This is a genomic window from Halopseudomonas pelagia (assembly GCF_009497895.1).
Taxonomy (GTDB): Bacteria; Pseudomonadota; Gammaproteobacteria; order Pseudomonadales; family Pseudomonadaceae; genus Halopseudomonas; species Halopseudomonas pelagia_A.
The window spans coordinates 371,007-393,197 of the sequence record NZ_CP033116.1 but is presented as its reverse complement, the minus strand read 5'-3'; the positions used below and the strand labels follow the sequence as shown (position 1 = coordinate 393,197).

The 22,191-nt window shown below is 57.2% G+C and carries 16 protein-coding genes; 1 reads left to right on the top strand and 15 read right to left on the bottom strand.

From position 1 onward, the window contains the following. Nucleotides 1-61: 61 nt before the first annotated feature. The 4 genes from EAO82_RS01825 to EAO82_RS01810 form a co-directional block, all read right to left on the bottom strand. Nucleotides 62-2,512 (bottom strand): hybrid sensor histidine kinase/response regulator, encoded by a 2,451-nt coding sequence (locus EAO82_RS01825; protein ID WP_096345475.1) that lies wholly within the window; start codon nt 2,510-2,512, stop codon nt 62-64. Beyond that, nucleotides 2,512-3,693: an FIST signal transduction protein gene (locus EAO82_RS01820; RefSeq protein WP_096345474.1), complete on the bottom strand. Its 1,182-nt coding sequence runs from the start codon at nt 3,691-3,693 to the stop codon at nt 2,512-2,514. Before EAO82_RS01820 ends, EAO82_RS01825 begins: the two co-directional genes overlap by 1 nt. Further along, nucleotides 3,690-5,786 carry a putative bifunctional diguanylate cyclase/phosphodiesterase gene (locus tag EAO82_RS01815; RefSeq protein WP_096345473.1) on the bottom strand — a complete coding sequence of 699 codons (2,097 nt, stop codon included), beginning with the start codon at nt 5,784-5,786 and terminating at the stop codon, nt 3,690-3,692. The genes EAO82_RS01820 and EAO82_RS01815 overlap by 4 nt, the downstream gene beginning before the upstream one ends. A gap of 318 nt (nt 5,787-6,104) precedes the next feature. Next, nucleotides 6,105-6,941 carry a response regulator gene (locus EAO82_RS01810; RefSeq protein WP_231703267.1) on the bottom strand — a complete coding sequence of 279 codons (837 nt, stop codon included), beginning with the start codon at nt 6,939-6,941 and terminating at the stop codon, nt 6,105-6,107. Here EAO82_RS01810 and EAO82_RS01805 point away from each other — a divergent pair. Further along, nucleotides 6,841-8,256: a sigma-54 dependent transcriptional regulator gene (locus EAO82_RS01805; protein ID WP_321540960.1), complete on the top strand. Its 1,416-nt coding sequence runs from the start codon at nt 6,841-6,843 to the stop codon at nt 8,254-8,256. The genes EAO82_RS01810 and EAO82_RS01805 overlap by 101 nt on opposite strands. 5 nt (nt 8,257-8,261) lie before the next feature. Here the strand turns inward: EAO82_RS01805 and EAO82_RS01800 are convergent, their stop codons facing one another. The 11 genes from EAO82_RS01800 to EAO82_RS01750 form a co-directional block, all read right to left on the bottom strand. After that, on the bottom strand, nt 8,262-9,905 hold the full coding sequence (locus EAO82_RS01800; protein ID WP_231703266.1) for a diguanylate cyclase: 1,644 nt from the start codon (nt 9,903-9,905) through the stop codon (nt 8,262-8,264). Then, a complete protein-coding gene (locus EAO82_RS01795) occupies nt 9,898-10,284 on the bottom strand; it encodes a response regulator (protein WP_096345634.1) in 387 nt (128 codons plus the stop codon). The genes EAO82_RS01800 and EAO82_RS01795 overlap by 8 nt, the downstream gene beginning before the upstream one ends. Before the next feature lie 106 nt (nt 10,285-10,390). After that, nucleotides 10,391-14,848, bottom strand: coding sequence for a PAS domain-containing protein (locus EAO82_RS01790; protein WP_096345471.1), 4,458 nt, complete (start codon nt 14,846-14,848; stop codon nt 10,391-10,393). An 87-nt stretch (nt 14,849-14,935) separates the two neighbouring features. Further along, nucleotides 14,936-15,709 carry an SDR family NAD(P)-dependent oxidoreductase gene (locus EAO82_RS01785; protein ID WP_096345470.1) on the bottom strand — a complete coding sequence of 258 codons (774 nt, stop codon included), beginning with the start codon at nt 15,707-15,709 and terminating at the stop codon, nt 14,936-14,938. Between the two features lie 85 nt (nt 15,710-15,794). Continuing rightward, nucleotides 15,795-17,162 carry an ATP-binding protein gene (locus tag EAO82_RS01780; protein WP_096345469.1) on the bottom strand — a complete coding sequence of 456 codons (1,368 nt, stop codon included), beginning with the start codon at nt 17,160-17,162 and terminating at the stop codon, nt 15,795-15,797. Beyond that, nucleotides 17,159-17,821, bottom strand: a complete 663-nt coding sequence (locus EAO82_RS01775) for a response regulator (RefSeq protein WP_096345468.1) — start codon at nt 17,819-17,821, stop codon at nt 17,159-17,161. Before EAO82_RS01775 ends, EAO82_RS01780 begins: the two co-directional genes overlap by 4 nt. A gap of 9 nt (nt 17,822-17,830) precedes the next feature. Beyond that, nucleotides 17,831-18,451: a tetratricopeptide repeat protein gene (locus EAO82_RS01770; RefSeq protein WP_096345467.1), complete on the bottom strand. Its 621-nt coding sequence runs from the start codon at nt 18,449-18,451 to the stop codon at nt 17,831-17,833. Beyond that, entirely contained in the window at nt 18,448-19,308 is an 861-nt protein-coding gene (locus EAO82_RS01765) for an SDR family oxidoreductase (protein ID WP_096345466.1), read from the bottom strand. Before EAO82_RS01765 ends, EAO82_RS01770 begins: the two co-directional genes overlap by 4 nt. Next, nucleotides 19,292-19,969, bottom strand: a complete 678-nt coding sequence (locus EAO82_RS01760; protein WP_096345465.1) for a TenA family transcriptional regulator — start codon at nt 19,967-19,969, stop codon at nt 19,292-19,294. The genes EAO82_RS01765 and EAO82_RS01760 overlap by 17 nt, the downstream gene beginning before the upstream one ends. Then, the gene (locus EAO82_RS01755; RefSeq protein WP_096345464.1) at nt 19,956-21,443 is read right to left on the bottom strand and encodes an AMP-binding protein; all 1,488 of its coding nucleotides are present in this window, start codon (nt 21,441-21,443) and stop codon (nt 19,956-19,958) included. Before EAO82_RS01755 ends, EAO82_RS01760 begins: the two co-directional genes overlap by 14 nt. Then, on the bottom strand, nt 21,430-22,116 hold the full coding sequence (locus EAO82_RS01750) for a thermostable hemolysin (RefSeq protein WP_096345463.1): 687 nt from the start codon (nt 22,114-22,116) through the stop codon (nt 21,430-21,432). The genes EAO82_RS01755 and EAO82_RS01750 overlap by 14 nt, the downstream gene beginning before the upstream one ends. Nucleotides 22,117-22,191 lie beyond the last annotated feature (75 nt).

The following is a 22,191-nucleotide window of genomic DNA, read 5'->3' as shown; positions in this document are numbered from 1 at the left end:
TCGGTTTAGCGCCAGCGAATGCTTCAGCCATCCAGCACTGCGATAATTGAGCGTACCCAGGTCATACGCTGACCCTCCCGGAGCTATGTGGAATCTGATTGAGGGCACTGATCAGCTCTACAATCTGCTGTCGCAAGCGAGCGTAGGTAGCCTGCTGGCAGGCCGCGCTCTGGTTCTGTCGGGCCTGGTCCTGCAATTGCCGGGCGGTATCCGCAACGTCATCGGCGGCGAACGTGCCAGCCAGTCCCTTGAGCGTATGCGCCAGCCTTGCGACCACGTCGTGATCCTGCTGACGAATGCCCTCTTCCAGAGTCTGGAGGTAACCGGGAGCATCCTCCAGAAACAAGCCGGTAATGATCTCCAACAGTGCTTTGTCGCCACCCAGTCGGCTGAGGATACGCGGCAGATCCAGCCGATTGGCTACCGCCCAGCTTGCGCTAATGCCGTGAGCGGGCAGAATCTGGGTAGCTTCAAGCAACAGGTTTTCCAACGAGTATTCAGCGGGGCTTGGGTGGGGTATTCGGACGGTTGCCAGCTGGCGGATAGTATCGATTAGCAGAGGCCCATCCACCGGCTTGGAGACGTAACCCTGAATGTCCTCTGCCAGATATCGTTCGCGATCCCCTTTCATCGCGTTTGCAGTCAAAGCGATGATAGGCACCGGCATCAAACCTTGTTGCTGCGCGCGCTGCCGAATGGCAGCGATGGTCTGCATGCCGTCCATGACCGGCATCATCATGTCCATCAGTATCAGATCGAACGATTCGCGCTCCAGCATGGTCATCGCCTGCTCACCGTTTTCTGCACATCGACAATGCATGGCGGCCTTTCTTAACAGTGACTCGGTTAGCTTGCGGTTGATCAGGTTGTCTTCGACAATCAGCACCCGGAGTATGGGAAGACCTTTGGCTGGGGCGTTGGTCGTCGGGGGCTGTCCTTGTCCTTGTCCCTGTCCCTGTCGCTGTCCTACTACACGTTGCAACTCATCGATAACCACTGGTTTGACCAGGCAGCGTATGAGTTCCTGGCGTTTGGCAGAACGAGAGGTTTCCGGCAGATTGCAGGGAAGGATCAGAGTGATGCGATCAGCCTCGAGCAATTGCTCGCCCAACACACTGCGGATAGTCTGGCTGCCACTTGTGTCGGGCATGTGTTCTTCTATAAGCAGAAACTCAAAAGCTGCGTCTGCGAGTTTGGCCTCGCGCAGCAGAAACAGGCCTTCCGAGCCGCTGCATGCTTCGATTAGATTGATGTGCAAGGTCCGCAACATGACGGCCAAGCTGCTTCGGGTTATGGGGTCATCTGCGATCAGCAGCGCGCGGCGAGCCGCCGGGAGGTGGGTGGGGTCCGGTGGGACCGCCAGCACTGGAATATCGAAGTAGAAGCTGGCCCCTTCACCCCGTGTGCTGGTGACGCTGATTTCTCCGCCGAGGACTACCGTCAGCCGCCGTACGATAGCCAAACCCAGACCTGAACCTTCAAACTGCCGAGTGCTAGCGTTGTCTATCTGGGTGAAGGCGTCAAATATATGGCTGAGATTGTCTGCTGCGATTCCAGGACCTGTGTCCTGGATCTGGAAACGCAGCCGGCCAGTATTGTCGCCGCCGGTTTGCCAGCCAACATGCAGGCAGACTGTCCCGTGTTGCGTGAATTTGAGTGCGTTTCCCAGCAGATTAAGCAATACCTGGCGCAGACGGGGAGCGTCGACCATGATTTCGCAGGGCAGTCCTGGCTCCAGCGCATATTTGAAGTCGAGCTGCTTCTCCCAGGCTTTGGGTGCCAAGGACTTCATGACATGCCCGACCAACTGCAGCAACACGGTTTTCTCCGGCTGAACTTCGATCTTGCCGGCTTCGATCTTGGATAGATCCAGCACGTCGTTAATGATCTCAAGCAGGTGACTGGCAGAGAGGCGCGCCAGTTGCAGCTGCTCGTGTTGCTGTTGAGGCAGGTCCGAATCGAGCGCCAGGTCGAGCATACCAATCACCCCGTTCATGGGCGTGCGAATCTCGTGGCTCATATTGGCGAGAAACTGGCTCTTGGCGGTGTTGGCAGACTGGGCACTGAGCACTTGCTTTTTCAGCTCGGCTTCATACAGACACGCATGGATTGCGAGTGCGAGTTTAGCCATAAGTTGCTGCAACGAGATCACCAGCTCCGGACGTAGCTGGGCCGTTCTTTTTTGCAACATCAACACCCCGAACCCTGGAAGGCTGAAGCAATGACATTCTGCTTTAGAGCTGATCAGGCAATAGGAGGTCTGGTGTCCTGTGGCAATATCCGCAAAAGTGGAGTCCTCGAAGGTGCCATCAAGTGCTGCGGTTCTGGGCATATGCAGGATAGGCGTCCATTCGGCGTGGTCAGGCTGTTGCTGCATGACGCACAAGGCAGAGCCGTTCAGTGCGCGCAGCAGGGTCGTGCAGCACTCCTTGAGCATGCTCTGCAGTTCGAGGCTGTTGCCGATAGAAAGCGCAATCTGGTACAGGATCTCGGTGTTGTCGGCCCTGTGCATTAGAGTTGTTCCAGGCGGATACTGAGAGGAGGCTTGGCGAAGCAAGCAAGCACACAACTTTTGTTGTAAAACTCCAGATAGCCTTTTCCGCTGTTGGCGATCTCGCCGAGGGTCAGCACGCCAAACACGTCAAGCTGCTGATTGTTGCTCAGCAATGCGATTTCCAGCTCCATGTCAGCACCGAGAAACTGGGCTCTGGATAGCGAATCGAACACCAAGGCAATGTTGGAACGGTGACACTCGAGCTGTTCCAGTTCCTCAAGCTCATTGATCGCAACATCGCGTGCCAGTCGAGCCGCGGTCAGCAAGTCAGCTGCACTGGCATGCAATACATGTATAAATTCGCCGGCGGGTATCTCACCGAGGCAGATCAGCCCACCGTCGACATCTGCCGCGATAACATCCCGGACCACGACTTCGCTGTCCATGCGGCTGATACCCAGTGGGTGTGCGTTGGCTTGGTGGGGCAGTGAGGGTTCGCTCAGAGCCACATTGCTGTGCAGCGCCAGCTCATGATGGTAGACCGATAAAGCGGGTTGCCAGTCCAGGCTGCGAATGATGTTCTGTTCGGATTCCGTGACTGTGTAGCTGGCGGACATTGGCGCCCAGCCGTGGGCCACACCCACACCGCTGCCCAGTGCCAGACGGGCGACCAGCGCGGCGTCGCGAAGAACACCTTGGGGCGTAATGATGCAGGCGGCTGGCTGCATATTCTGCGCCCCAGCGCCGCCGCCAAGAATATTCATTTGTAAGCCGCATTGGTTGAAGAGCGCTTCGACTAGACGCGAGATGCCGGTAGTCAAGCCGTCGACCAGAACCATGAGAGTTGCGTTGGCACGAGTTAATGAGTGGCACGCCGCAGGCATTTCCGCAACCATCTGTTCGAGACTCTGTGCGGGATTGCTCAACTCGGGCAGCACCAGCAGGTCTGGACGATGAGTCAGGCCAATGCACAGGGTCCCACGTTCATGGCTGTCGCCCTGGGCGATTAACATAGGAAACAGTCCGCCGAATACCGGCTTGCGCTGGCGCTGCAGGAGACTGTCCAGCCAGCCCTCCGGCCAGCCGTTCTGTGAGGTGGCAAACAGCATGACGGCCTGAATGCTCGGGTCGCACTGATATTCGTCCAGCTGGCTCTGAAGCCAACTGACAGACCCGCCAGCGTCAAAACGAATTATCATGCGCTGGTCCTCTCTGCGGAAACATCCTGTTTCTGTGCATTGTCGGTGGCCAGCTGGAAGACCATGGTTTCCACTTCATCGGCCGTAATCGGCCGGGAAAGTAAAAAACCCTGTATGACGTCCACTGCCAGCGCGTCCAGGTAGTCAAGCTGGCGCTGTTCTTCGACACCCTCGGCCAGACAGGTAATGCCCATCGCCGAACAGTAGGCAGTCAGCGATCGCACTATGGCTCGACTCCCTTTGCTGGTGGTGATGTTTTTGATAAAGGTACGATCCACTTTCAGAACGTCATGCGGGAAGTGCAGCAGATACTCCAGAGAAGAATGGCCCACGCCGAAGTCATCAATGGCAATGCGTACACCCAGACGTTTCAACTCGGACAGTTGTTCAATCGTCTTCTGTGGGTTGACCATCGCCATGCTTTCGGTGATTTCCAACTCGATCATGTCGGGTGGGCAGCGGGTCTCATGGCATAGCCGCTGGACCAGGACGGGCAGATCAGAAGACTCGAATTGGCTGGACGCCAGATTGACTGCCGTTCTGATCCTCAAACCCCGGGATTGCCACAGAGCAACCTGTCTGCAGGACTCGGCAAGGACCCATTCTCCCAGCTCATCGATCAGTCCCATATCCTCCATTGCCGTAATGAAGGCTGCTGGCGGCAGCAGGCCACGACGTGGGTGTTGCCAGCGAACCAGCGCTTCAACGCCCTCGATCTGACCATTTTCCAGAGACTGCTGAGGCTGATACAGCAGGGAAAATTCCTGATTGACCAGTGCTTGGCGGAGTTCTGTTTCCAGCATTAACTGATCGTCTTCGGCGCCGGGCGGGAGTTGCTCATGGCAGCACAAACTAATGCCCTTGTTCGGCCGGGCCTGTCGCTGGGCGCCAAACGCTCTCTGTAACAGGCTTTCCTGTGGGGCATCATTGTTATTGTCAGAGGTAAAGCCAAGTGTGAAATTGAGAAATATCTGCCTGGCGTTAAGTTGCCAGGATTGCGTGAGTGGTACTAATAACCGATCCAGTTGTGCGCTAATTCCGGTTGAGGAAGCGTGTGACAGGGGCAGCGCAAGGGCGAAACTGTCTGCTTCCAGTCGCGCTAGGATTGCATTTTTAGGCAAGCAACTGCGGAGTCGCTGGGCAACCATCATCAGCAGTTGATCGCCGCTTTTGCTGCCCAGTGAATCGTTTATCCGATGCAACTTGCAGATATCAAGCACAGCAACTACCAGTCTCTGGTCCGGATTTTGTTGGTTGCGCTGCAGTGTCAGCAGGCGCTGAAAAAGTCGTCTGTTGGGTAAGCTGGTCAGCTGATCATGTTCTGCTAGATATTGTACTTGCTGCTGGATGGCCCTTTGTTCAGTCACGTCCTGAAATGCGCCGCGCAGTTGGCCATCCTCTTGCTGAGCATCGGTAATCAGCCGAAGTACACGGGCGCGGCCTGAGGACCTGAGCACAACATCGACATCTACCGGTACCTGGTTGGATATGGCTGCCCTGAACAATGTGGTCAGATGTGCCGCCTGTTCAGGGTCGACCATTTGCATCAGTTCGGTCACCTGGCTGGGTAGCACTCTGTCCTGCGATATGAGTTTGTGTGCATCGGCCGACCATTTCATCCTTCCGCTGGCAATGCCCAGTTGCCAGAAGCCCATGTTGGCCAGGCGACAGGCAGTAGTCTGATCCTGATAGGCTCGACGCAACGCGTGGTCGCGTTCGGCGTCCCGCAATGCATAACGCACGCGTTGGGTCAGCAAAGGGAGGTTGATGGGTTTGGTGATGAAGTCGGTGGCGCCGGTTTCAAAAGCCGTGTTGATTGAGTCGACATCGTCGTAGCCGGTCAGCATCAGCACAGGCAGCTCCGTATGCCGTAGGCGCAGTTCACGGCAAGCGGTGAAGCCGTCCATGATAGGCATGCCTACATCCATCAGCACCAGCGCTGGCGCGACTTGCTCGGCCTGATGCAGAGCTTCCAGGCCATTGGCGGCGAGCTGAACTAGATAGCCTTCGCTTTCCAGCCCATGGGCCAGCAAGCGACGGAGGATGGGATCATCCTCGACCACCAGTATGACTTGTCGTCCTGCATCATCCATGATGCTGGCGATTCTGCGGAAACTGTTCGAGTATTTCTTGACTGTGCGCTCCGCCCTTCAAGACAAAAAGAGGATTGCCCGGGGGCGAAGCTCGATGAAAAGCCAAGCGGGTTCCGCTGGTTGAAACCTGATAAAGCATAAAGGGGCCTGTTTCCATGATCATTACTGAAACAGAGCAAGAGCCGGGCCATAAAGTCTGAAGCGGCGAGCTAAAGAGGTCGCCGGTGGAATTGGAAGAAATTTCTCATGAATATAATTGCATTATGCGATTATCGTTGCATTTCGCAATTGCATACTGCAAATTGGATCAATTGGGAGTTAATCAAGTTCGCTCAGTAACCTGTCTATCTGTAACAGCAGGCTATTCAATTGTTGTGATGTGAGCAGTTGATCGCGCTCCAGACGTTCGGCTTCAACTGCCTGGTCGTAGCCGCGGGCGCCCGCGGTGCCTAGCACTCCCACGAGGGAATGCAACGCACGCTGACGCGCCTCTGGTTTCGGGTCGTTGCGCAGGCTCTCGAGAGAGCGTGACACATCTCTAATCATGAGCGTGATATAGCGCTCGCGCGCGTCGTTCGGAAGCGCTGCCAGCTTGCTGAGTACCGGCCCGTTCCCAGGAGTCATGCCCTGCTCGTTCAGCAACCGAGTTAGGCTGTCAGGACTTATCGGCTTGACCAGCAATCCGCGGAAACCGCCATGCAGAAAGTCGAGTTGTTGCTGGTAGTCGGTGTCAGCGGTAAATGCGATGCACGCTAGCTCCGGATCAATATGTTGCAGTTCCACGCTTAGAGCCGAGCCGCTACCTTCGGGCATGTTTATGTCGATCAAGGCCAGGTTGAAGGAGTTAGCCTGCAACGCTCGTATAGCGCCAGCGAAGTCATCGCAGCCAACGACAGTGCATCCCTGATGTTGCAGGAGCGATTGGGCGATAATCAGGTTGGAGGCGTCGTCATCCACCACCAGCACATGTGGGGATGAAGATCGCACGTGTAAGGCCATTTCTTTGGCTCCGAAGCCGTAGTGGACGTAAATTGGGGGGTATTGCCAACTCAGTATGGCCGCCATGCCAATCCCGCACCAGCCTCGCTTGTATTGCGAAAAGGGAAATAAAATGAATTCGGCAGGACTGTTATTGGTAGAAGATTCCCAGTCCACCTCCATGCTCTACGAGATTTGGCTCTCTGTCCTGGGTGTACCCATGACGCTAGTGGAAGACGGTGCCCAAGCACTCGACTGGCTGGAGAACAATACTCCCAGTGTTGTGTTGCTGGATCTGCATCTGCCTGACATGGCTGGGCTGGATATCTTGCGCTCCATTCGGCAGCGCGGCTTGCAGTGTGAGGTCATTGTTATCACTGCAGACAACTCTCAACGGCTAGCAGTGCAAGCCATGGAGGAAGGTGCGCAGGATTTTCTGGTGAAGCCGGTGGATGCCGACCGGCTGAGAGTGAGTGTGAGGAACGCGCTGCGGGCGCGCAAGTTGGAAAGTATCGCTAGTAACCTGGCGGCGACAGTCAATGCCCCACCACCACCGGGTTTTATCGGCTCATCGATTCAAATGCAGTCTCTCTATCATACACTTCGTCTTATCGCTCACTCCGATGCGCCGGTGTTTATCAGTGGCGAGAGCGGCACCGGAAAGGAACTCTGTGCCTCGGCGATCCATCAATACGGGCCACGCAGAAATAAACCTCTGGTTGCCTTGAATTGTGCTGCCATCCCCAGCGAACTCGTTGAGTCGCAGTTATTTGGTCATATCAAAGGAGCGTTTACGGGTGCTGTTGCCAGCCGGACCGGGCTTACTGAACAAGCACATGGCGGCACCTTGTTTCTTGACGAAGTAACCGAGCTAAGCCTTGAGGTGCAGAGTAAGCTCCTGCGGTTTTTACAAACTGGAGAAATCACTCCAGTAGGCACTTCGATCAGCAAGCATCTCAATTGTCGGATCGTCTGCGCAACCAACCTGGATATCCGTAAACGAGTGGAAAAGGGGTTGTTCCGTGAGGATCTCTTCTATCGGCTGCACGTTGTGCCCCTGTTGATTCCCCCGTTACGCGAGCGGGGAGGTGACATTGTGGAAATCGCTACGGCATTGCTATTGCAATTTTCGACTGTAGAAGGAAAACGCTTCAAGGGGCTTTCAGAATCCGCGCGACAACTGTTGCAGGCCTATTCATGGCCAGGCAATGTCCGGGAGTTGGAAAATACCCTTCGCCACGCTGTGGTCATGCACAACGGGGACTGGCTTGAAGCGGCCCATATTGTTCTACCAAAAAGCCGTTCAGTTGCGCTTTCCGATCAGGCTCCGGTCGACGAACAGGCTGCGGGCATTCTGCCTTTGTGGCAGGTTGAGCGGGATGCCATAGCGCGCGCCCTCGCTCACTGCCAAGGCAATGTTGCCCAGGCTGCAGCGCTTCTCGAGGTAGCGCCATCCACGCTGTACCGGCGGATGCAGGCAAAAAACGCCTGACTGTTCTACGCAACGACCCGATTTCGGCCATCCTTCTTGGCCTTGTAAAGATGGGCATCAGCTTTTTCCAGAGGCTCGACGATCTGCCACGCACTTTGTTGATTACATGCGCTGATGCCGGCACTGAAACTGCACTGGAATGAGGAGCCTGCTGCGCCAGTGAAATACAAGTCGTGGAACGCAGAGCGGATCTCGTCAAGAATAGCTTTGGCATCCGCTGCATCGCAATCAGGAAGGACCGCAAGAAACTCTTCACCGCCATAGCGTCCTAGGCGGTCGATCTTGCGCAAGCGCTGGCGTAACAGATTGGCTAGCGCCCGGATTACGTTGTCGCCAACGGCGTGGCCGTGCTGGTCGTTTACGCTTTTGAAGTGATCTATGTCGATCATAGCCACACTGGCCGGGCGACGCATACGTGCAGCCCGTTCCATTTCGATAGCCACCTGTTCCTTTATGTCGGCGTGTTTTAGCAGACCGGTAAGGCTATCACGGGCCAAGGCATGACTGACACGCCGTGCCCTTTGGGCGCGAGAATATACAGTAGTAAGCAGCGCGTTATCACTGATGGGTTTGGTGATAAAATCGTCGCCGGCTTTCATTAGCGCTTGCATCTGGCGCGTGGCGTCAGTTTCGGCGGAAATGTACAGAATCGGCACGCGCAACCAGTCGTCATTAAGACGAATTACCTGGGCAAGCTCCGGCCCGGAGTACTCTGGCATGTTGACGTCCATCAACACCACTTCTGGGGTGAAGTGCGCCAACTGCTGCAGTAACTGAGTGGGCTCAATTACCACCTCTGCCAACATCCCGGCACTGCTCAGCACGGCTTCAAAGCGTCTTGCCAGATCCAGGTCATCGTCAACAATAAGAACCCGAAAGGGTTCGTTCTGCAAGCTGTTGAAGCAACCCTCCAGGCGGTTCTCCAGCGCGGGCAAATCGACTGGGCGAGTAAAGAATCCCTGGGCTCCAGCCCGTACCGCTTGGATCTGATCGGCGAAATTGTCATCTTCTGAGATAACGATCAAAGGCAAGGGGCTTTCCAGCTGAGATTGCAGGCCCGCCAAATAATCCAGACCCGCGCGGTCGATGCCTTTCTGCCCCACCGCCACGACCAGCGCATCCGGTAATGTTTGCTTTAGTGCTTCACGCAAGGTTTTGAAAGTAGTAAACCCTTGGGTTTGATAGCCGAAACTGTTCAACGTCTGGCTGGTTGCCGCGAGCAGCATTTTATCTGTTTCAAGAATGGCAATCAGCTTGGATCTGGATAGGGGCTCAGTCAATGGCGATACGATGCGCTCACTAGGTTGTTCGTCATCAATATCGAACAACCAGTGCGGCAGGGCATGAATACCTCTCACCAGACGCTGCCGTGAGGCAGGATCAAGATAGTTCTGGCTTATGCAGTTCTTCGCCACTTGTTCCAGCTTGCGCGCTTGCAGGCCCAGATCGGTAAAGCCAAAGGTACCCGCTGAACCTGCAAGTTTATGCAGACCGTTACGCAGGCTGATGACGTCTTCAGGCACGGTGTCGGCATCAATGGGCAATTGGTCAGCCGCGAGCTGCATATCTTGCAGTTCGACCTCAAGGTGACTGCGGAATACCTTTGTCAGCTCCGAGAGCTGTACCTTGAGCTTGGCGGCTTTAGGCACGGGCTTGTAACCATATGGCTTTGATCTGGCTAGACAGGGTCATCGGATCAAACGGCTTGATAATCACCCCGGCAGCTCCGAGCCGGTAATATTCCTGGATTTCCTGTTCTTGCACTTTAGCGGTCATAAACACCACGGGCGTGTCCTTCACCGTCGGCAGACGGCGTAATTGTGCAAGAGTCTCTGGACCATCCATGCCGGGCATCATGACATCCAGCAGGATCAGTTGGGGGGCAAAACGTTCGACCTGCTCCAGCCCCTCGGAACCGGAGCTGCAGCTGATCATGGTAAAACCGCCAACGATTTCCAGCGCCACTCGAGCAACTTCCTGAATCGACAGGTCGTCCTCGATATGCATGATTTTTTCCAGCTCTATCATTTTTCCATTATCCATGCTGCTGAGATTCGGGGTCTTCATCGGATGTTGACTTTCATTGCAGAGTACTTGCTTTTGTCCATGCGGGCGAGGCGCGCCGGTTCAGTGCCTAGATACCTGTCGTTGCTGGGAATAGGCACCAGAAAGTTGAACCCTTCCCTGGGTCCGAGATGAAGCCCACTTCCCCGCCCATGCGCTCGGTCAGTTCCTTGCTGATTGCCAGACCAAGACCTGTCCCGTTGTTATGGCGTGTGTTGCTTGCGTCCACCTGGGAGAATTTTTCGAACATGTTGTGATGAAAGGCCTGTGGAATACCTATCCCAGTGTCGGTAACGCTGATTTTTACCTGATTGCCGTCCAGCAAGGCATCGACAATTACCTGCGAGCCAGGGGAAGAAAATTTCGCCGCATTGGAAAGAAAATTGGTCAGCACCTGGCCGAGCCGCTGAGCATCTATGTCGACGTATACGGCATCCAGTGTCCCAACCAATAGACGGACTTGATATTGCTCGGCGTAGCTCGCATTGTCGTGCAAGGTTTGCAGAACAATAGGGGTGAGCTGCTGTTCGACCATCCTGAGTGACATTTTGCCGGCAGTCAGCTTGTCCATATCCAATAGATCATTGATAAGACTGTTAAGGCGCAGACTATTATTGTGAGCCACTCCGATCAGGCCTGCCATGTGGGTAGGTAATGGCCCCATGGCCCCGCCATTAATCAACCCTAGGGCGCCGGAAATGGCAGTAACCGGCGTACGCAGCTCGTGACTGACGGTAGAGACAAACTGGCTTTTCAGCTGATCGATCCGGTGCTGTTCGGTCGCATCCCAGATAAAGCCGCTGAGCCACAGCAGTTTGCCGACACTATCAAATTCGCCTCGGCCTTTTTCCTTTACCCTGACTTCCCGGCCGTCAGCGTGGATCACCCTGTAGGTTAGTTCAAATACCTCGTGCTTGCTTATCTGCTCTGCAGCTTTGTAAGTCAGATGAAGGTCTTCAGGATGCACTATGCTGGCATAGGTTCTTGTGTTGCTATCCACGAAATCGCTGGCTGGATAGCCAGTTATGCGGCTGACCTCCTCACTAAGATAAGTCATGGTCCAGTTTCGATCATTGCGGCAATGGTATACCGCGCCGGGTAAATTACTGACCATATAGCGAAAGCGAGACTCGCTTTTTTGCAGGGCTTGGGTTGTCTCGATCAGGTCGGTGATATCGGTCGCTACGCTGAGGAAACCAGTCAAATTGCATTGCTGATCAACAATGCTGGTGATCGTCAGGTTCACCAGCCGTCGGCCGCCATTCTTGCTTACGTAGGTCCAGTGCTGCGTCTCGGGCAGCCCTTGCCGCACATTTGCAAATAACGCGTCCTCGTAGCTGACAGGGTGCCCCAGCTCTTCGGACAGCTGCTCGGCGCGGCGTTGCAATTCGGTATTCAGGTGGAAGAGGTTTGGGGAGTGTTTGCCGATCATTTCATCAGCGCTGTAACCCAATAGTTTTTCTGCACCGCTGTTGAAAAGCGTAATAACGCCATCAAGACCGATGGCAATAACTGATACCTCAGTAGATGCGTCGATGACTGCCCTGAGAAATGCGCGCGCCTCGGATACTTCCGCATCCCGCTGCATTTCCCGGGTTATATCGACATGTGTGCCACTGACCCACAACGGATTGCCCTGCTCATCGCGGCTGATCAAACGTCCGCTACTTTTGACCCATACCCAATGGCCGTCTTTGTGCAACATCCGCGAGATGCTGTCGTAAAATTCCTGTTTGCCGGCCATGTGCCGGGCAAGTATCTGTGAGGAAACGGCCAGGTCGTCGGGGTGAAACAGGTTTCGCCAGACTTCATTGACTGGTGACAATTCTTCTAGCCGGTAGCCGACAATGTTGGCCCAGCGCTCGTTAAGCAGCACTTCTCCGGTCTGGATATTCCATTCCCAGGTGCCCACATTAGTGCCGACAATTATGCTTGCCAGCCTCATGCGCTCGTGTCCCAGGGCAAGTTCCATATGCTTGCGTGCGGTTATGTCGGTGGTAAAGCCATGCCAGATCAGATCACCGCTTAACAGCCGCTGGGGCGTGGCATTCCCTAACAGCCATAGCTCCCCTTTGTCAGGATGTATGGTTCGAAACTCTTCGCGCCAAATAGTTAGCCGAGCGGCGGAGACTTCAAGACTACGCATCACCGAATCGCGGTCCTCGGGATGAATAGCGTTGATTACGTCGCTTGCGTCTGTTCCCGCCTGTGCCGGGCTGACGCCGTAAAGATCTTGAAGACCCTCGCTGCAATAGGGAAACCAGGAGCGCCCATCCGATGACTGCTGATATTGGTAAACCATTCCGGGCAGGTGCTGGGCCAGTTTGCTAAGTCGGTCAATCAGCTCGCTGTGCTCCTGCTTCATGCTCCAGCGACCAAGAGTGCCGCTAACCCAGCGGCCCATCAGGCGAACGAACTCAAGCTCTGTCTCGTCAAAGGGCGTTGCACGAGGTTGAAGGGTGGAGAAGTTTAAAGTGCCGTAGGGCTCATTATTCGCGGTCAGGGCAATGCCCAGATAACACTCATGCTTGAACCTTTCGTAACAGGGGTGCTGCTTATATTGCGATTGCCCCATGAACTCAATCGCCAACACTTCGTCCTGTTGCAGTGTTAGCGCACAGTAGGTGGACGCCAACTCGAACTCCTGGCCATCTCGAAAATGTACTTCGGTACTGTGCTGGGCGATGACCGTGTAGAGAGCGTTTTCGACGCGGCTCACGGTGCCAAAATCCATTTGCAAATACTGGCATCCCAGCTCGAGAGCTTGCGTGAGCAGGTTGGCTGTGTCCTGACTGGGCAGCGCGGCAATTTCGTTCAAGGCTCTGAGGGCCAAGCGCTTCCTGTCCAAACGAAGACTGATGATGCGTTCGTCGCTGTCCTTGCGCAGCGCATGCACCATCTGTCCAAGAGTACTGAGTAGCGGTAGCAGGAAATCCACATCCTGTTGAGAGTAGCCTTCAGGGCGATTGGCTAGGCCAATCATGCCGACCAACTCTTCCCCAAACAATATCGGCAAGCCTAGATACGCGTACAACGCCGGGTGCCCTGGCGGCAAGCCACCACGATGTGGATCATTCACCGGGTCATTGCTGATGTAGGGGATAGCGTGCTGGAGTACCTGACCAATCAAGCTGTCCAGCTGGCTGAAGATCATCCCCTTTTCCAGCCGCTTTTGATAGAAAGCCTCGCTGTCGGCATCCCAGGCTATGTTGCTGATGGCATAGGTCTGCATGTACGGACGGCGTTGATCATCCAGCAGCACTTGGCCGACAAAGCCGAACTGGCTTCCCGTCAGCGCCAGAATTTGCTCAAGTAGCTGATCGAAGCTGTCGCTGAGGTTACTGTCATTGATGTAGGCAGATTGAGCATGGGCAATAATGCTCAAGAGTGCGCGGTCCTGTTCGCGTTTGCGCATAGTCTCCCTGAGGCGCGCCTGCTGGAGCTTTTCCTGCCGCCGAACGTTTTCCCTGGACGCCAACATCAAGCCACCCACCAAAGACAGCGCCGCCAGAAAGGCGGCTAGCCAGGTCAACATCGCCTGACGACGCTCACTTTGATAATCCTGCCAAAGAGGGGTGATATCGCGCCAGACCAGAATCATCGCCATTGCCTGGTCAGCGTCATCCGCGTCCCGCTGTTCATTCAACACAGGAATATGGCTGACCAGATAGCGTCGCCGGTCTATTACCAGCGTTGAGGGCTGCCAGTTCTCTGCCATCTTGTTCAGTGAACCATCGCGCAGCCAAGTGGATATTTCTGGTCGAGAGAAACGTTCCAGCCACCAGTCGCCATCACCGATCAAAGTAAGTTCGGCTGTTCGCTCGTCCCACACCACGTCGGCCAAGTTGCGCTTGTTAAGTAGCAGGGCCAAGCCTGACTGCAGATCGATGTCCAGTTGGCGCAACTCCGGCAGCATGCCAAAGCCAACCTCCAGCGTCGCTATTACGGGGCTACTGGACAGGTTGGTAGCGTGAATCGGCACGATGCCGCGCATTCCGGTACCGTGCCTGCCGGCTTCCATTCCGCTGACAAGGATACCTTCGCGCTGAGCGCGATCTACCAACGGACGTGTATCGGTCAGCTTATCGCCCCAGGTACTGGGTTCGTGCATGCGCAAGAGACTGATGGCACCAGGACTTAAATGAATATGCAATTCAACCGCGCCAGCGGATTGGAGTACCGACCATGGGCCAGACAACTTTCTGGCCAACTGGCCTCGCAAGGTTGCAACCTCGGCGCCAGCGAGTCCGTCGGCGCTCGCCAGAGCGCTAATTCGCCTTATTAAAGCCAGGGTTTCAATATCTTCGGACAAACTCTGAGCGGCTATCAGCGCCTGACGTTTTAGTGATTGCTGGGATTGTTCTACTGCTAGACGCTGCAGATTGGATTGGCTGGAGAGTTGATGCTCCCAGAGCGTCTGACGTTTGAAAAGGTCCGACCAGCCCAGGAACAGGAAGAAGGCGCCCAACAGCAGCGCTCCGGCCAGGTGTAGCAGAATGTCTTTATTGGGGATGAGCTTCGCACGCATGGGCTTTTCCAGCGGGCAGGGGTGGCCCACGCACAACAGCAGTTCGTCATAGTGTCATGCCATGGAGTACGCGGCTATAGACGATCGCTACAGACTGTTACTCAGGTGCCCGCCATCTACATTGATGATGGTGCCGGTCATGAAGGAACCGGCCTCACTGGCCAGCAGTAGCAAAGGCCCGCTCAACTCTTCCAACTGGCCGAGACGCCGCATCGGTACCTTTTCCTTGATGTACTGCTGGCCCTTCTCCGATTCGAAATAGTCGTTGTTCATCTCGGTGCGGAAGTAGCCGGGAGCAATCGCATTGACGCGGATCTTGTCCCGCGCCAGCTCAATGGCCATCGCCTTGGTCAACTGCACCACGCCAGCTTTGGCCACGGCGTAATGGCTCAGACCCTGGCCAACTCGCAAGCCGAGAATGGAGGCGATATTGACGATGCTGCCACCCTGCCCGGATTTGGCCATGGCCACAGCGGCGCGATGCGCTACGCGCCAGGCGCCGTCCAGGTTGGTATCGAGCATGCTGCGCCAGTTGCCCTCGGTCATCTTGAGAAAGGGCACGCCCTCGCCGATACCGGCATTGTTGATCAGGATGTCCACGCTGCCGAACTGGGTTTCAGCGGCGGTGAAACCGGCGTCGATGCTCTCGGCGTCGGTCACATCCATGGTCACGGCCAGCGCCTGATAGCCTTGATCCTGCAGATCCTGAACCAGCCTTGCCAGACGGTCAGCCCGGCGTGCTGCCACTACCACGCTTGCGCCAGCCGCGGCGAGCACGCGGGCAAAATGTTCACCCAGGCCGCTGGAAGCACCGGTAATCAAGGCGGTTTTGCCGGTCAGGTCAAAGCGTTGTTCATTCATGTTCGGAATCCTTTGCTAGTCATTTCGAGACAGTATCAAGCAAGCAGAGCGCGGGCTCCAGTATGTTGCAGGGGGGTGATAATTCTCAATCAATTGGCAAGCGGATAGTGACGCGCAAGCCGCCCAATGTGCTCTCGTCCAGTTCGATCTGGCCCTGGTGACGTTCCACTACCCGCTGCACGATGGACAGGCCCAGCCCGGCGCCGGGATGATCACTGCGAGTATAGAACCGCTCCAGCAACCGCCCGCGCTCGGCTACCGGCACGCCCTTGCCGCTGTCTTCGATGCTGAGTAACAGGAACTCCACAGGCGCCTGTTCACGCTGCAAACGAAGTTGAATGGTACCGCCGTTCGGGCAGTGCTGAATGGCATTGCCGAGTAGATTCTGCAGTAGCATGCCCAGGCTGCCGGGCTCCATATCCAGTGTTTCGGGTAGCGTCGGGTCGGTATCGAATAGCAGCTCCTGATGCTTCTTCAGTGCTAGCGGCAGCAGCTGCGCCAGTTCACTTCGGCAGGTCTGTTGCAGGTGCACGGGCTGACGCTCGCGCTGTTGCTCGTCGCCCAGTCGTGCCAGTGTCAGCATCTGGCTGACCAGCCGCGTCGCCCGTTGAACGCCGGCATGCAGGTGGCTCAGTGCTGTCTCTCGCTCTGCCGGATCCGTTGCCGCCCTGGCGTTGTCGGCATGGATCTGCAGGATCGCCAGCGGTGTACGCAGCTCGTGGGCCGCATCGGCGATAAAGCGCTGTTCGCGGGCCAGCAACTGCCCTAGCTGATCGAGCATGCGATTCAGCGCCGCCTGCATGGGCTCCAGTTCCACGGGTATATTACTGATCAGCAGGGGTTGCAGGCTGTCGGGATCACGTTGGCGGATCTGCCGCGCCATGCGTTCCAGCGGTTTGAGGCCCGAGCCGATGGCCAGCCAGACCAGCAACAGCATCAACGGAATGCCCACCAGATCGGGAATCAGGGTGGAGCGCACTATCTTTCCGACCAGTTCGCCGCGCACATCCGCCCGCTCGCCGACCCAGATGGCCAACTGCTGCTCCGGATCGAGCAATACGTAGCGCCGCCAGCGTTGCTCACCCTGCCCCAGATCGCTGAAGCCCGGCTGCCAGTTGTCCTCGCCGATGACCGGCACATTGAACGAGCGCGCGATGATCTGACCGTCAGCATCACGAACCTGATAGGCCAGTTTGCTTTCATAGCGATGGCCCAACGTAGGCTGCTCGCCCGCAGACTCGATCAGTGCCTGGGCCAGCTGTTGATGATCGATCTGGGCTTGCGGCAGGCGCAGCAAACCCTGCAATACCCGCGCGCTTTGACCCAGTTGGGCGTCGAACAGCTCTTGTATTTCGTGAGCGGCGTCGCGGTAGCTGACCGCACTGAGGATCAATGAACCAATCAGCAGCAGCCCGAGGACGCGCAGCAGAATGCGCTTGCGGATTGAACTCATGCCTGGCGCTCGATCATGTAGCCGACGCCGCGCAACGTCCTGATCAGCTCGGGAAAGAGCTTGCGCCGCAGGTGATGGATGTGGACTTCCAGGGTATTGCTGTCGACCTCCTCGTTCCAGCCATACAGAACCTGTTCCAGGCGATCACGGGTCAGTACCCGGTCGGGCTGGGCGATCAGCTCGTGCAGCAGAACAAACTCCTTGCGCGACAGGCCGACGGCCTTGCCCTCCAGAGTGACCTGCTGACTTTGCGGATCGAGGATAACCCCGCGCAGGCTGATCAAAGGTTCAGCCCGGCCATTGCTGCGCCTGAGCAGCGCACGCAGGCGCGCCTTGAGTTCGGCGCTGTCGAAGGGCTTGGTCAGGTAGTCGTCTGCGCCGGCGTCCAGCCCGGCGATGCGGTCGCGAACACCGTCGCGTGCGGTAAGGATCAAGACCGGCACGCTGTGGTGTCGATCACGCAAAGCCTTGAGCACCTGCAGGCCGTCCATGCGCGGCAGGCCCAGATCGAGAATGGCCAGGTCAAAGGGTTCGCTGCTCAGGGCATGTAGTGCGCTGGCGCCATCCTGCAACCAGTCGAGCGTGTAACCCTCGGTTTTCAGCGCGGTCAGAATGCCCTCGCCGAGGGATTTGTCGTCTTCTACCAACAGCAGTCGCATGTAGTGTACTCAAAGGGTTTTCAGCAGCTCGCGGATCTCTTGCTGCCGGCCCTTGTCGGCCAGTTCGCGGCCGGGTCTGGGTGAGGCTGCCTGTGCTTTCAGCAGTGCCGTTCTGGCTTCAGCATAGCGCTTTTGGTTGATCAGGTAATCCGCCCAGAAATAGTTGCTGTCTATGCCGTCGGGGTTCAGGGTCAGGGCCTTCTGCAATAGCTCGGCGGCCTTCTCATCGTCGCCGAAACCGATCGGCCAGCCAGGCACTTGATAATAGAGCGCGCCCAGGCTGGTATAGGCTGAACCTTGCAGTGCTTCGGGCTCCAGCGTCAACGCCTGCTCCAGTTCGGCCCTGGCCTCCTTCACCTTGCCCAGCGCACCGAGGCCGCCTTCGGCGCCAGCCCAACTGCTCAGAATAATGCCTTGCCAGATATGCGCAGCGGCGCTGTCGGGATTGGCCTCGGTCAGCTGGCGCGCCTGATCGGCCAGCACGGAAAAGGCCTGGGACTGTTGGTTGGCTGGCAACTCATACTGAATCTGCGCCCAAAGCTGCTGCAGTTCACTGACGTCTGCTGCTTGGGCGGCAATACTCAGTCCCCATAACGCGGCGGTCAGGGCCAGCTGTTTGATCTTGTTCACGGGCGTTGCTCCAATAGGGAAGTGGGTTTTTGGCTTTCTGCCGCAGAACTGCCTGCCACAGCACCGGCTGCCGCAAATTTTGCGTAATGCTGGATGGTCGGGAGCTGGCGATGAAGAGCTTTGTCCATCAGGGAGGGCAGCAGCCCATTCAGACGAACAAACAGGCGTTCGGGCCAGCCGAGGTGCACTTCGCGCAAGTCTCGCTGCAATGCCCGGATCAGCTGGGCTGCGACTAGCTCCGGGCTGTCCGTGGCTACCCCCAGGAAGCGATTCATGGCGTTTACCTGGGTGCTGTTCATTTCCGTATTGGTCGCACGAGGTGCCAGGTAAAGCACGCCCACGCGGGTATCTGCCAGTTCGCGACGCAGCGCCTGGGAAAAGCCGCGCAGGGCGAATTTGCTCGCGCAGTAGGTGCTGAATCCGGCGTAGCCGATCGAGCCGAAGGTCGAGCCGATATTCACCACACAGGCTTGCGGCGCAGCTTTGAGCAGAGGCAAAAGAGCGCGGGTAAGCTGCAGGTTGGCGGTCAGGTTGATGCCGATCAGCTCGGCGATCGCCGCATCATCCATGGACTCGAACAAGCCGAAGTGGTTGACCCCCGCAGCGTTCACCAGCAGGTTGAAACCGGGTAGTTGTCGCGCTGCGGCGACCACTCTGGCTCGGTCTTCTGGCAGCCGAAGATCAGCTTGCACACTGCTCACTCGGGAGCCGAAATCCGCCTCCATAGCGCGCAAGGCGTTTGCCTGACGGCCTACCAACAGCACGCGAGCTCCGGCCTGGCAGAGTGCCGCGACCATGGCGTAGCCCATGCCGCCGGTCGCGCCGGTCAGTACCACAACACTATCCTGCAAGCGCATGGGGCACCTCCATGGAGCCAGGCAGGCTGCGGAACATGTCGGCGTACAACCGGTAGATAACCCGTGCTGTGTGAATGATCGCCTGCTGATCTGCCGGATCCTCCAGGCGGTTGACCAGTTGCTCGAAAAACTTCATGTGCTCCTGATCCAGCGCGCCATGCGAGGTCAGATAGCTGAACGCCTTGTCCGGCAGCCCCAGGCCTTTTTGCAGGCTGCCCGCAGCCTGGCTGGCGAGTGCGATACTGGTGCCTTCAAGCACGAATACCATGCCCAGCATGGAGACCGGGTTGAGACGGTTGATGCGGTCATACATGGTGCTGACCATCAGCTCCGTGGCCAGTGCCGGCTCCCCGTTGCGTACCGCCTCGGCGTCTGCGCCGCAGGCGCGCAGATCGTTGAGGATCCATTCCTGATGGCCAAGTTCCTCTTCGATATATTCGGCCATCGCATTGCGAATCCACTCCTGCCTGGCGCTCAACCTTGCCCCGCACGCCATCAGCAGCGGCACGGTGTGGCTGACGTGGTGAAATGCCTGGGTCAGAAAGGCGATATAACTGTGACGTTGGACCTGGCCTGCCAATGCCGCCTGGATCAGCGGCGAGGCAAACAGGTATTGGCGTTCGGTTTCAGTGCTCTTGTGCAAGCGGTCAAAAAATTTCATGCGTTGATTCCTCGGGTAACAGATCCAGCAGAGCCTGCTGGTATTGCTGGAAAATCGCTTCCCGGCGCAGCCGTCCATTGCTGGTCAGCAGGCCGTTGGCAGCGGTAAAGGGTTGAGAGATCACCAGCCAGTGGTGCACTCGCGCATAAGCGGGTAAGTCAGTATTGGCACGGGCGATAACAGCTTTGATCTGCGCGTGGCTGACGTGGGCCGGGTCCGCCACCACCAGGAGCGCCAGATTGCTGGGCAGGGCCTCGCCGTGGACGAAAGCCTGGGCAATGGCCGGATCACTGGTCAGCTCCGCCTCCACCCATTCCGGATTGACGTTGCGGCCAAACGCAGTGATGAACTGGTTTTTCTTGCGCCCAAGAATCGTCAGATATCCATCGTCAAGACGGCCAATGTCGCCGGTGGGCCAGGGTGAAGGCACCGGGTCAACGCTGCCCAGGTATCCCAGTGGGCCGCTGCCATGCACCAGCACCTCGCCGTCAGCTGCGATGCTGATACTCACGTGCGGCAGTGCCTTGCCCACGCTACCAGGGCGGTGTTGCGCCGGACGATTCAGGCACACCACCGAAGCGCACTCCGACAGGCCATAGCCCTCGTAAACCGGCCAGTGCAATCGTGCTGCCTGGTCGAGCAATGCAGGTGCAATGCGCCCGCCGCCGACGGCGATAAAGCGCAAGCTGGTCGGTAGCTGTATTCCGGCTTCGGCCGCCCGTAACAGGCCATGCAGCAGTTGCGGCACCAGTACCAGGCTATGCGGCTGAGCCTGCTGCAGCACCTGTGACAGGCGTTGAATATCCAGGGTGTTGTTACGCACGCCGCTATGTTCGGGTAGCTGAATGCTGGCGCCGGCCAACAGCGCGGCGTAGACGCCGATGTTGTCCAACAGCACCCCAAGCGGTAGTAGCACCAGGTGACGCTCGGGGGTCACTTCGGCGCAGGCTGCCTGCAGACTCAGCGCGACCGCCATCAATGCGTTTGCGCCCAGACAGACGCCCTTTGGATGGCCGGTAGTGCCCGAGGTAAAGGTGATTTTGCAGGTGCCCTCAGGTATCGCTGCGGCTGTCGACGGCATTGATGATGTCGGCCGCTGCCAGCCCAGGCTCGTGCGCCTGAAGCCCAATTGCGCAGGGTCGACTCCGCCAGGCAAATCGCCGATCACGGTGTCGACATCAGCACTGGCGAGCAGATGCGTGACCTGGCCGGCGCTGAAAAAAGTGGGCATGGGTATGCATACAAGATCAGTGTGAAGTAGCGCGAGATCCCAGAGGATCCATTCGCAGCCGTTCTCCAGCGCAAGTGCCACGCGGCGACAGCCAGCCTCGCTCAGCCGTTTGCTGCGGTCGACGATCTGGCCAGGGAGCTCCCCGTAGGTCAGGCTGCCATTGTCATCCTGCAAGGCCGTCCTTGTAGGTCTGCTTTCGGCGTGCTGGTTCAGCGCCATCCAGAAATGATCAGGCGCTGGCATGGTTTGCCTCCTGTGGCTGTGCGTACCGCGCCTGATAACCCAGGCGTTGAAAGGCGTCCCGTTGATTGAGCTGGGCGAGACCTTCGGGGATATAGCCGGCCATCACCCGGGGGCGTGTCGCGTAATAACTACCCCACTCCGCCTGCTGTCGGCCCAGCCGTGCAGGGTCGGCCATCCCCAGGTCGATGGGGCTCAGGGCCAGGCGCTGGAAGCTGTTGAGCAGCATCGCTGTGCCGGTAAATACCACCCAGCTAAAGCCTTGTGCAGCCAGGTAGTGAGTCAGGGCAATAATCAGCATGCGTGCCGCGCCGGGTGCCAGAGCCGCCAGGTTGCCCACCTCGATCATCTGTTCGCGCTGCATGGCAATGCCACTGCGTTGGCGGATCTGGGTGCAGGCGGGAATATCGAGATACTGTTCAAGGAAAAGCGGGCTTGCGCTGGCAGGACGTAGACCGACGACGGCCTGCAGAGCGCCCTTGTGGCGCAGGCCAAGTAGTTGTGGCATGTAGTGCTTCACGGTGGCGCCGTAGGTCTCGGCAAACCGCTGGTGTATGAAGGCTTCGAACTGCGCGCGTAGCGGGTCGGTACTCGCCTGACCGCTGTTCAGCTCCAGTTGGTATCCCTGACTGAAGGTGGCCAGCGGTGATAGTGGTGTAATAAGTGAGTCTGTCATGAGCTTCTCTCCAGTGATGCAGAGAAGCTTGCTAGGTGAAACTTAAGATTCGCTTAAGCGCTGAAGACTTGTTGA

What these genes read in the sequence shown, in the direction of transcription:
- EAO82_RS01825 (WP_096345475.1), bottom strand. Translation starts at nt 2,512, where the DNA reads ATGCACAGGGCCGACAACACCGAGATCCTGTACCAGATTGCGCTTTCT.
- EAO82_RS01820 (WP_096345474.1), bottom strand. Translation starts at nt 3,693, where the DNA reads ATGATAATTCGTTTTGACGCTGGCGGGTCTGTCAGTTGGCTTCAGAGC.
- EAO82_RS01815 (WP_096345473.1), bottom strand. Translation starts at nt 5,786, where the DNA reads ATGGATGATGCAGGACGACAAGTCATACTGGTGGTCGAGGATGATCCC.
- EAO82_RS01805 (WP_321540960.1), top strand. Translation starts at nt 6,841, where the DNA reads ATGGCCGCCATGCCAATCCCGCACCAGCCTCGCTTGTATTGCGAAAAG.
- EAO82_RS01795 (WP_096345634.1), bottom strand. Translation starts at nt 10,284, where the DNA reads ATGATAGAGCTGGAAAAAATCATGCATATCGAGGACGACCTGTCGATT.
- EAO82_RS01790 (WP_096345471.1), bottom strand. Translation starts at nt 14,848, where the DNA reads ATGCGTGCGAAGCTCATCCCCAATAAAGACATTCTGCTACACCTGGCC.
- EAO82_RS01785 (WP_096345470.1), bottom strand. Translation starts at nt 15,709, where the DNA reads ATGAATGAACAACGCTTTGACCTGACCGGCAAAACCGCCTTGATTACC.
- EAO82_RS01780 (WP_096345469.1), bottom strand. Translation starts at nt 17,162, where the DNA reads ATGAGTTCAATCCGCAAGCGCATTCTGCTGCGCGTCCTCGGGCTGCTG.
- EAO82_RS01775 (WP_096345468.1), bottom strand. Translation starts at nt 17,821, where the DNA reads ATGCGACTGCTGTTGGTAGAAGACGACAAATCCCTCGGCGAGGGCATT.
- EAO82_RS01765 (WP_096345466.1), bottom strand. Translation starts at nt 19,308, where the DNA reads ATGCGCTTGCAGGATAGTGTTGTGGTACTGACCGGCGCGACCGGCGGC.
- EAO82_RS01760 (WP_096345465.1), bottom strand. Translation starts at nt 19,969, where the DNA reads ATGAAATTTTTTGACCGCTTGCACAAGAGCACTGAAACCGAACGCCAA.
- EAO82_RS01755 (WP_096345464.1), bottom strand. Translation starts at nt 21,443, where the DNA reads ATGCCAGCGCCTGATCATTTCTGGATGGCGCTGAACCAGCACGCCGAA.
- EAO82_RS01750 (WP_096345463.1), bottom strand. Translation starts at nt 22,116, where the DNA reads ATGACAGACTCACTTATTACACCACTATCACCGCTGGCCACCTTCAGT.